The 10,805-nt window shown below is 36.7% G+C and carries 12 protein-coding genes and 1 other RNA gene; 2 read left to right on the forward strand and 11 right to left on the reverse strand.

Annotation, left to right across the window (positions count from 1 at the left end; genetic code table 11):
- Positions 1–26 precede the first annotated feature (26 nt).
- From FHR85_RS01915 to FHR85_RS01960, 11 genes are all read right to left on the reverse strand, one after another.
- Positions 27–860: a sulfurtransferase gene (locus FHR85_RS01915; RefSeq protein ID WP_167260457.1), complete on the reverse strand. Its 834-nt coding sequence runs from the start codon at positions 858–860 to the stop codon at positions 27–29.
- 15 nt (positions 861–875) lie between these two features.
- Positions 876–1,379, reverse strand: coding sequence for an isoprenylcysteine carboxyl methyltransferase family protein (locus FHR85_RS01920; RefSeq protein ID WP_341770918.1), 504 nt, complete (start codon positions 1,377–1,379; stop codon positions 876–878).
- A gap of 9 nt (positions 1,380–1,388) precedes the next feature.
- The gene (locus FHR85_RS01925) at positions 1,389–2,444 is read right to left on the reverse strand and encodes a type III polyketide synthase (protein ID WP_167260461.1); all 1,056 of its coding nucleotides are present in this window, start codon (positions 2,442–2,444) and stop codon (positions 1,389–1,391) included.
- Positions 2,445–2,549: 105 nt separating this feature from the next.
- The gene (locus FHR85_RS01930) at positions 2,550–3,692 is read right to left on the reverse strand and encodes a THUMP domain-containing class I SAM-dependent RNA methyltransferase (protein ID WP_167260463.1); all 1,143 of its coding nucleotides are present in this window, start codon (positions 3,690–3,692) and stop codon (positions 2,550–2,552) included.
- 93 nt (positions 3,693–3,785) lie between these two features.
- Positions 3,786–4,170: RNase P RNA component class B (rnpB, locus tag FHR85_RS01935), an RNA gene on the reverse strand.
- A gap of 83 nt (positions 4,171–4,253) precedes the next feature.
- Complete coding sequence (gene gpsB / locus FHR85_RS01940; RefSeq protein ID WP_167260465.1) at positions 4,254–4,562, reverse strand: cell division regulator GpsB; 309 nt, start codon at positions 4,560–4,562, stop codon at positions 4,254–4,256.
- Between the two features lie 20 nt (positions 4,563–4,582).
- Positions 4,583–5,143, reverse strand: coding sequence for an SLOG family protein (locus tag FHR85_RS01945; protein WP_167260467.1), 561 nt, complete (start codon positions 5,141–5,143; stop codon positions 4,583–4,585).
- Between the two features lie 64 nt (positions 5,144–5,207).
- A complete protein-coding gene (locus tag FHR85_RS01950) occupies positions 5,208–5,615 on the reverse strand; it encodes a cytidine deaminase (protein ID WP_167260469.1) in 408 nt (135 codons plus the stop codon).
- Between the two features lie 50 nt (positions 5,616–5,665).
- On the reverse strand, positions 5,666–6,028 hold the full coding sequence (locus FHR85_RS01955; protein WP_167260471.1) for a DUF1798 family protein: 363 nt from the start codon (positions 6,026–6,028) through the stop codon (positions 5,666–5,668).
- Between the two features lie 50 nt (positions 6,029–6,078).
- The gene (locus FHR85_RS14470) at positions 6,079–6,210 is read right to left on the reverse strand and encodes a hypothetical protein (RefSeq protein WP_279588338.1); all 132 of its coding nucleotides are present in this window, start codon (positions 6,208–6,210) and stop codon (positions 6,079–6,081) included.
- Positions 6,211–6,318: 108 nt separating this feature from the next.
- Positions 6,319–7,278, reverse strand: coding sequence for a DUF2515 family protein (locus FHR85_RS01960; protein WP_167260473.1), 960 nt, complete (start codon positions 7,276–7,278; stop codon positions 6,319–6,321).
- A 96-nt stretch (positions 7,279–7,374) separates the two neighbouring features.
- Here FHR85_RS01960 and recU point away from each other — a divergent pair, with 96 nt between their 5' ends.
- Both recU and FHR85_RS01970 read left to right on the forward strand, forming a co-directional pair.
- Positions 7,375–8,001 carry a Holliday junction resolvase RecU gene (gene recU / locus FHR85_RS01965; RefSeq protein ID WP_167260475.1) on the forward strand — a complete coding sequence of 209 codons (627 nt, stop codon included), beginning with the start codon at positions 7,375–7,377 and terminating at the stop codon, positions 7,999–8,001.
- Positions 7,994–10,669, forward strand: a complete 2,676-nt coding sequence (locus tag FHR85_RS01970) for a penicillin-binding protein 1A (protein ID WP_167260477.1) — start codon at positions 7,994–7,996, stop codon at positions 10,667–10,669. Before recU ends, FHR85_RS01970 begins: the two co-directional genes overlap by 8 nt.
- The last annotated feature ends 136 nt before the right edge of the window (positions 10,670–10,805 follow it).

Consider the following 10,805-nt stretch of genomic DNA (forward strand, 5'->3'; position numbering starts at 1 on the left):
TTTGAATGATTGCCGTTTTTTGTTTATTAAGGTTGATCTTCAGTTTTTATTGGATTATTTTCATTCGAAATCCAGTCACTAAAACTGCCAACATACAACTGCACGTTGGAATAACCAGCTTGCCAAAGTGCTATAACATTAGGTGCTGCTGTAACCCCAGAACCACAATAAACCACAATTTGAGAATACTCACTGAGCATTTCAAAATGTTTTTGTAGTTGGTCGCTATGTTTAAAAAATCCACTTTCAAATAATGCTGTCCAATCATAATTCAATGCTGTCGGTATATGACCTGCTTTTTTATCAATTGGTTCATGCTGGCCCGTATAGCGATCGTGGCTTCTAGAATCAATTAGTGCCACATTTTCTTTTTGAATGTAGTGTTGAACATCGCTTTGAGTTGCTATTAGCGATTGCACTAATTTCCAGCTTTGTTCTTTCTCGATTTTATGACTTTCGGGAACCTCATCTGTTGTTGAAAGCCCGGCTTCCTTCCACGCTGAGAGACCACCATCTAATACATAAGCTTCTTCATGACCTATTGCTTTTAATAACCAAACAAAACGAGAGGCAAATGCATGGTTATCATCGTAAGCAATCACAATTGATTGATCATTAATTCCGGCTTGTTTTAGAGTATCGAAAAATTGATTAAGATCTGGCAGTGGGTGTCTACCTCCTGTTTCTTTGACTTCACCACTCAAATCCTTCTCCAAGTCCATATATACTGCACCTGGTATATGTTCATGTGCGTAAGATACCTTCCCTTTTTCAGGATTTTGTAAATCGAAACGACAGTCAACAAAGATTAGATCTTGCCTTAAGTTCCATTCATATGCGGACTGAACTGATATAATCAATTGAACCCCTCCCTTTTATTTCTCATCATACAGACTTAACGCTTGATTTTCTAACGGAATTCTTTTTGTCATTAGCGCAACATGTAATAAAGGAAATATAAAGGCAGTCAGATAAGCATGAAACATCAATGACAAGCAAATGAATTCAAAAAATACGATCCAATAATTAGGATGCTTTACCCAACGAAATAAACCATTTGTAACACGTTCATCGTTTGTAGGGTTGATAATAACTTTTGTATTCCATAATCGACCCAAAGTTTTAATGACATAAACACGGCATAATTGTAAAATTATAAATATGACGAACAATAGCCAAGGAATTGATTGCTGCCACTGATGTGAGATATAACTTTCAACAATTAAACTAAATAGAAATAACGAATGGACAAGCACAATCCAATGGTAATAAGGGTCATTGATCATAATTCCGCCACGTTTCAACTGATAAGCCTCATTTTTGCGGGCCAACCCTAATTCATATAATCTTAGCGCTATTAAATAAATGAATATGACCACATAAAACAATTATATGACCTCCAACAGTAATATTTCTGAAGAAAATCCTGGTCCTAGAGCAGTTAAGAGCCCCTTATCACCTTGTTTTAACTCCTGATTGATATAGCTTTGTAATACAAATAATACTGTAGGCGATGACATATTACCAAACTGTCTTAAGACGGATTTTGCTGTATCTAGTTTAAGTGAATCAGGTATTATGTCTTCTAATTGTTCAATGATTTTCTTGCCACCTGGATGCGCAACAACAAAATTCAAATAATTCTGGGTTAAATTGTTTCGTTCTAGAAATTCTTGTACCTGAGGTGCCCAAAAAGAATTCACCAATCTCGGGATCTTTTGACTAAACACCACATGAAATCCATCATCCTTAACGTCCCAACCCATCACATCAAGAGAGTCTGGTAATAGCTTTGAGTCAGTCGTGTTGATTTGAACAGTACAGCCTTCAGATTGTTTTACAAGATCATGATTAGCACCTAATAATAATACAGCTGCTGCCCCGTCACTAAAGATTGCGGCACCGACAATATCTTTTTTCGTTAAATCTCGCGGGTGGAATGCAGTTGACGCTAACTCACAACAAACTAATAATAACGATTCATCTGGATGAGCTTTTAGATAATCAAAAGCTCTTGCTAAACCAATAGCCCCTCCCGCACAACCTAATCCAAACATAGGCATGCGCTTTATCGACGAGGAAAGTTGTAATTCATTAATGAGATGAGCATCAAAGGAAGGCGTTAATATTCCCGTGCTAGTCACACTAATGATGGCGTCAATTTCTAAAGATTGATCATAGTTACCAAGGCAATTCTCAACTGCTTCTTGAGCAAGATTCAAGCCTTCTTCAAACCATAATTGATGCCGATCACTTAATTTATTCTCACTATGAAGCCATTCTCGATCAGCTGCAAAATAACGTGTATCAATCGCTGCTTGATCAAACACAGCTAGATATTTTTGAAGTGATTCATTCGTATATTGTGAGATGAATTGTTTTGCTTCTGATTGACTAAACCGGTGACGCGGGACACTTGTACCAACTGATGAAATTATAGCCATAAGTGTAACCACCTTTTTATTCTTATAATCCCCTTTATTCTCTCCCTCTAATCATCTCAGATTATGAAAAACCATCTAGCGTTCGCACTAGATGGCTATTGTTCATTAATATTTTTTACCAAAAAATTGATAATAGTCTGCTTTTATAAAACCGTTAAATAATTTTCGTTTCTTTGAAGCTTGTATTCCATAATAGTTCTCGAACTTTTCATGAGCGGTTAAGATATAAACACTCCATTTAGGGTAATCCTTCATGATACCCCCTAAACTGCTGTAAAGGGATTCAACTTCATCACGATCATTGAGTCGTTCACCGTATGGTGGGTTACCAATAAGATAACCTACATCAGATTTGGGACGAAGATCTTTAACATTCATTTGTTTCCAGTCAATTAGATCAGCCAACTCTGCTTCGAGTGCATTATTGGTCGCTATTTCAATCGCTTTGTGATCGATATCTGAACCAGTTATGGATAACGGTTGGTCATAATTGGCTAAGTCCTCTGCTTCTTCTAAAGCTTCATCCCAGATGGATTGTGGCAGGAAGTCCCATTCTTGTGCAGAAAAATCACGATTAAACCCAGGTGCAATATTCTGACCAATTAATGCAGCTTCAATTGGTATAGTACCAGAACCTGTGAACGGATCAACTAATGTCTTATCAGGTTTCCAATTCGTTAACTTAACTAATGCAGCGGCTAGGGTTTCTTTAAGTGGCGCCTCTACTTGATCTACTCGATAGCCACGTTTGTGCAAACCAGCCCCTGTTGTATCAAGTGAAAGTGTGACGCGATCTTTAAGTATAGCGACTTCCACTTTATAACGCACGCCTGATTCTTCTAAACGTGAATGAATGTGATATTGCTCTTGCAAACGAGAAACAATTGCTTTCTTTACGATCGATTGACAATCAGGCACTGAATAGAGTTTAGACTTATGTGATTTACCGACAACATGAATAAAAGCATCTTCTGGTAACCAATCTTCCCATGGGCAAGCTTTTGTTTGTTCGAATAATTCATCGAAGCTATAGGCATCGAACTCATCGACTAGAACTTTGACGCGATCAGCCGTTCTTAACCAAAGATTGGTGCGTGCGATTCCCGAAAAGTCTGACTTGAAAATAACTTTCCCATTTTCAGTATATAAGTCATGGTAGCCCAAATCTTGTAATTCTTGCTTAACAAGACCTTCTAAGCCCATAGCTGCTGTCGCTATTAATGTAAGTTGATTTGTCACAAGAGTCATTCCTTTCGCAAACCTGAAATTTTCTATCTATAGTATGTACGATATAATTTATTCAATATGAAATAAAGGCATAAATAAGATGACCGATCAATGTCTAGTAAGCCATGTTCTGTCTCTTAGTACTGCTAACGGTGGTCAACCTCGTACGCCGAGTGTAATCATCTATCTACAAGCCATAAATGCTTGTCTTCTTGCTAAGTTGAATTCCTTGCAAGAAGTGCCCCTACCATTGTTTGGGTTGCTCACTCGCGGGGTTTACCGCGTTCCACCTCGATTGTTTCCAATCAAGCTCGTCTCTGTGGCACTTTAAAGGTATTGTAGCCCTATCGAAATAACGTAGGCTGCATCCCTGCCGTTAGCTACCTTTAAGGTAACTACCTTGACTTATGGTTTCGTCAAGCACGAACACTACTAGCATCTCAGCTAGTGTGAGCATGGACTTTCCTCTCAAGCTGTACTTGAGCAATTACATTAACATTGATCTTCCTTATTTATGCCTGAACAAAGTATTTTAACACATCATATTAAATAATTCGACTGTAAATATTAACAAAATTACTCTTACTCACTTCGGCCGCCACGACTAAATACAGCTTTTTCTAAATTCGATAATCTTTGTAGAACATCAGCATTGACTTGAGAACGACTTTGGTTTGTTGTTGTTGTTGTTTCAAATTGTGGTGAACCACTTGAGGCATTTGTGATTCGTTCCATCTCTTCTTTTAATCGGCTGATCTCTTTTTCGAAGTAATCGTAATCCTTAATGACAACATCTAAAAACTCGTCGACTTCATCCTGATTGTATCCTCGCATCGATGTTTTGAATTCCTTATCTAAAATGTCTTGATTAGTAAGCTGTGGTTTATCCATAAATAAATACCCTCCTACGATTAATCATATTCTAATTGTCCAGATTCTTGCATATCACGAGCTATTTCTTCTAAATCGAACGCATTGATCTGGAACATCTTATAATCTTTTTGTTCTTGATACTGTAATACAAGTTGATGAAAATATTTTGGCGAACCACCATATTCATCCTCATAGACAATCAAACAACCATCCGTCTTGTTAAGCAGCCATTTGTCTCGGGTTTGGTATTGTGAAGGCCCTTCATAAGATTTTTGGCTTAATGGTTGTGAAAAGTCAGCTTTTAAGAGCATTGTTTGATATTTCTGCTGTTTTTCTTCGTTCCATACCTGGTCCTGGTTCTGAAATGGCGGAATCACCGCTATTTTTAAATCGTAGTCATTTTTTAATTGTTCGACAACATCAAATGCCCACATTTCTATCCCTGGTTGACCAGAGATTACAATCCATTCCAACCCCTGTTCAACAAGAGGCACTAGTTGACGTTTAATTGCCTCTTTAATAACGGTGATTTTTTGGTCTTGTTCATTAAATATATTCAGTTCATGTGGTTTATAACCTATAATTGCAATTGATTTCATAATACTAGTATATCAAAAAAAGAGCTAGTGTTAACTAGCTCTTCGAAAAAACATTAAAGTTATATTAATTTTGGCCAGATTCTAAATCCTCTGGTGTAAAAGAAAAAGGTAACAATTCTTGAACTGTCGTTTCTTTCACTTCTAAATCCTTGTTCGTAATATAAACAGGCATTGACGGTTCAAAGAATTCACTCATTACCTGTCGACAAGCGCCACAAGGTGGTACTGGGCGATCTGTTTTAGCCATAACAGCTAAAGCTTCAAATTCACGAACGCCTTGAGATACTGCTTTAAAAATAGCTACGCGCTCACCACAACATGTTACTGGATAGGAAGCGTTTTCAATGTTACAGCCTTGAAATACTTCTCCATCCTTTGTTAACAATGCTGCACCCACAGGGAATTTAGAATATGGCACATAAGCTTGCGATAACATTTCTTGCGCTGCATTTACTAGTTGCTCTTTCTCCATCTCGACCTCTCCTCTTTATTCATCTATATCTTCAATTTTAGGAAAATGATTTAGGAATGATCTGTTATACTAACGTCATTTAAAACGAGATCTAAATTATACATAACCGATTGATACAATTCCATAAATCGTTTCTTCCTTACATCATGAAAATAGCTATGCAAAATCATAATCTCTAAGTTATCTTTTGTATTTTTAATCTGGTTAGGAAATAACGGAATTTGATGAACAATCGCGTTTGCATCCTCTTCCCACTTCTCAATCTTTTCAAATTGATTAAGCGATTCATTTTTAACTTGGTAAAACTCATCGTATATTTTGCGATTAAATTTATAACCGTTTTCATATCGATCAAAGCAATTTTCTAAGATCTGATGCCTTAGTTCTTTCGTTAAGTCGATAAAAGCCTGCATAACATCCACCTTTCTACATCTAATGTATCATGAAATATAACTGAATTCTATTATTTAGTGCCCTTTTTCTGAATTTTATCCTCTATTTGATCGGTTAATTGATCTAATGCTTGTTCTAATTCATCTAATGATAATAATAGTTCACCTTTATCAACATATGGATTCGTAATTATCTGTTCCACACCATTTCCCCCCTTCTTCTTTATCATGATATTCATGATGACAGAGGGAAACTCCTTGTTTGGTGACGATAATCGAACCAAATAGACAAAACTAGAAGTAAAGTGGTTTTAATTGACAAGATGCTTCTTTTGAGGTTCTGAGATATTTGCCACTTGAGCCAATAGTTGTCTTTTATGCACAAACTGTTTATAGAAGGGTTTAGTATCAACTCTCTTTTCTTCTTTCCACCATTTACGTTTAATTCTCGTATCCTTCACCCAATCGCTCATGTTATATGTTATAGAATGATCAATTCGGGTATAACACTCACGTAGTGGTTCACTCACTGTTTCTACATTGGATAATGTAAATTGTTCATAAGCCTTACGACTGCCTATAATGTCAACTTGGTTACAAAAATCATAAAACAATGGATATAGATAAGGATAAAATAAGATATTCGCTACTTGTTTTCCGAATCGAATGCGATTTGTTACATTTTGAAATGGTGGAACATTAAGCCCATATACTTTCCCTTGCATAGTAGGGATTAAGATTGAATTAAGATGTAAGATTGATTGTATATAATATGGTAACTGTTTAAACACTTTACGCTGATAAGGGTTATTTTTTATAATTGGCTGTTGGATTAATTGTTGCTCATTAATAATTTGAGCGGTTAATAGTCTTTCACTATCTTTAGTTTGGTAAAAGTGATACCACTCTTGTTCCATAAATGAAGAAACACCAAAATATTTTAGTAAAAAGAATAACGGTCTCCCTTGCAGCTTTGATTGTTCGTAAACCAGCAACTGAGGATACGCATCGCGAAAGATAAACCAATTAATACTTTCGTAAGTTAAAAATAACGCTTTACGATCTTGTTCCGACAGTAGGGTTTTATAAACTGGTAACGTTAAGTCCGTCATGTTCCAACCAGCATTGCGGGATACAGTAGAAGCTAAAAAAGACCATTTTATTTCAGGATGATTCACATAAAACTGCCAATATGCATGGGTTCGGGCTATATTATCGATGTTAAAGTTAGCTGTTTGTTCCTCGAGGTCATAAACGACTAAGGGTCGCATATCATCATTCCTTTATCAGTATTCAACATATTCACAGTATATCCAATTCTTTTTACTTTAAAATTTGGTATAATAAGTGCTGAGGAGGAATTAACTTTGCAATATCCTAAAGGCAGTCGTCAGTCATCTCACATTAAACGCAACAGAAAAAATACTCAAAAACATCAAACTAAAGACGCCTATGCTAATCGAGGTATGACCCTCGAAAAAGACATTAATGAAACGAATAAATATTATTTAGAGTCCGGAAAAGCAGTCATCCATAAGAAACCAACACCAATCCAAGTTGTGGATGTTGATTATCCTAAACGTAGTGCAGCTGTTATTAAAGAGGCTTATTATCGTAGACCATCAACAACAGACTTCAACGGACTCTACCAAGGACGTCATATTGACTTTGAGGCTAAAGAAACTAAAAACAAACAATCACTACCTTTAAGTAATATTCATAATCACCAAGTTGAACACATGAAACGTATTCATGATCATGGCGGAATTTCATTTTTAATTGTTCGTTTTTCTAATATGGACGAAACGTTTTTATTACCTTTATCTCATTTTTTATCTATTTGGAACGAACAAGAAAATGGCGGTCGAAAATCGATCCCATATCCTTACATCGCTGAACATGGTTTCGTCATCCCATTCCGCTTACAAGCCAAAGTTGATTATTTACAAGTAATTGATGACGTTTATTTTACGGAGGAGAATAATTATGAGTGATCAAGTAAAGAGTCGGAAAGCCAATAAACAAAAGAAAAAACAAAATAAGAAAATCAATTGGAAAAAAGTCTTTTTAACATTATTGATTATTGGACTAGTCATGACATTAGTTGGTGCTGGTGTCGTTTATTCATATATCAGTGATGCACCTGAGCTTAATGAAGAAGAATTACAAGTACCAGCAGGAACATCGATTTTAGATCGTAACGGTGAAGAAATTGCGAACTTAGCAACTGAAAACCGCACCGTTATTGAATATAGTGACCTATCCCCTGTTGTTGAAGATGCAGTCATTGCTACAGAGGATGCTCGCTTCTATGAACATAGTGGTATTGATATTCGTCGAATCGGTGCTGCAGTCATCGCAAATATAAAAGAAGGATTCGGAGCAGAAGGCGCTAGTACGATTACTCAACAAGTAATCAAGAACTTTTTACTGTCGGACAAAAAAGTCCTTGAGCGAAAAGTACAAGAACAATATTTAGCCATCAAATTAGAGCAAGAATATTCCAAAGAACAAATCTTAATGATGTATTTAAATAAAATTTATTACGGTAACGGAATTTATGGCATTCAACAAGCATCTGAATACTATTATGGCAAAGAGGACTTGAATAATTTAACACTTTCTGAAGCGGCCTTATTAGCAGGTTTACCTCAAAGACCTAGTGGTTATAATCCATTAGAGCATCCAGAACGTGCTCAAGACCGCCGCGATACAGTCTTAGACTTAATGGTCCATCATGATAAAATTACTGAACAAGAAGCTGAAGAAGCGAAACAAGTCAATGTATCAGACATGGTTCAAGAGAATAATGAATCAAGTGAAGTAAATTATCCTGCCTTTATTGAAACAGTATATGATGAAGCTGAAAAATTAATAGAACAAGAAGATTTAAATATTCACACAGCTGGTTTAACGATTCACACAACATTAGACCAAGATGCTCAGCAACAATTGAAGGAATTGCTAAGTCATGATAGCTCTGCTTTCCCGAACAATGAATTAGAAGCAGGTGTGACAGCTCTTGATACAAAAACAGGTCAAGTGCTAGCCATTGGTGGCGGCCGTAATCGAACACAACCATTCAACCAAAATTATGCAACGGATATTGCACGCGCCCCTGGTTCGGCAATTAAACCAATCGTCAGTTATGGGCCGGTTATTGATCAGAATCAGTTTTCTACGTATCATCAATATTATGACCACCCTTCAGAGGCTTATTACTCATGGGATGAAGAATTTGAAAACTATGGACCAGACGGTGGAACTTATCATAATTGGGTTACTATGCGTGAAGCGTTGTATCGCTCATTAAACGTTCCTGCTGTCATTAATACACGTGAACACCTGGATAGAGAAGCTGCAGGAGAATTTGCTCGCAATTTAGGAATTTCATCTGTCGAAGGCGAAGTAAATGATGGAATGGCGCTCGGTAGTGACGGTGAAAATGGTATACCAACAAACTCATATGAAATGGCCGGTGCTTTTGCAGCATTTGGTAATCAAGGTATGTATAATGAACCTCATACCATTACTAAAATAGAATTTCCTGATGGCCGAACAATGGAGCCAGATCGTGAAAGCACACCAGTTATGGAAGATTACACGGCTTATATGATCTCTGACATGCTTAAAGACACGATTGAGCATCCTAACGGAACAGCTGCAGGTAAACTCAATCTAGGTTCTCTACCCGTTGCTGGTAAAACAGGTACAACTAACGATACAGTTGACTCATGGTTCGTTGGGTATTCAACTAACTATACGATTTCTGTCTGGACCGGTTATGATGAACAACAAGAAATTAACGACACTAGTCCTCGTTTCACAATCTTTGAAACGTTGATGACCCAATTATCAGAAGGTGAAGATACAGCAGATTTCACCAAACCTGATTCCGTCAAAGAAATTGGAGTTGAGGAAGGATCTCGTCCAGCTAAGTTACCAAGTGAATACACACCTGAAAGCGAGATCGTAACTGAACTCTTCGTCGAAGGTAAAGAACCATCTGAAACATCTGATCAGTACGAACAAATCGATCCAATTGAATCATTACAAGTTGACTTTAACGCTGAAGAAGAAAACATTGAAGCTTCTTGGTCTCACCCATCAAGTGGTGATGTCCAATTTGATATCAGCATTTCAGCTAACGATCAAGAGGTTGATTCTATTAGCGGTTACGGCGACACAAGTTATACCTTTAATAATATTGAAATGGGTCAAACGTATACCTTTGAAATTACAGCCTACGATGCAGCAAATACTGAAAATCAAAGCGAACCTGTAACTGGATCAGTCGAGATTCCAGCAGAAGATTCAGATTTCTGGGAAGAGTTCTTGGATGAAGAAGAAGACAATCAAGATGAGAACAACCAAGAAGAACAAAATGGTGAAGGTAGCGAAAATAATGGTGACTCAAACGACCAGTCTGATGGTAATAACAATAATGAGTCTGGTAACACTGGAGATTCTGATAGTAACAACGGTGATGATTCTAGCGGTAATGAAAACGATGATAGTCAAACTGGTGATGATAGCCAAAACAGCAATAACAACAACAGCAACGATAACAATAACAATGACAGCAACAATACAGAAGATTCTAACGACACAAGCGATGATGAACAGAATACGTCTGATGACAGCAACCAAGATTCCAACTAAATAAAATCATAAAAAACAGGATGTCTAAACTTAGACATCCTCAGCTTGTAGAGAAACCCCAGGTTTTTCTGCAAGCTTTTTTATTTCTATAGGGGTAATTAATCTTACTAAATCAAAATAAAATGATATATATAAC

The organism is Alkalibacillus almallahensis (assembly GCF_011761495.1).
GTDB classification, from domain to species: Bacteria; Bacillota; Bacilli; order Bacillales; family Alkalibacillaceae; genus Alkalibacillus; species Alkalibacillus almallahensis.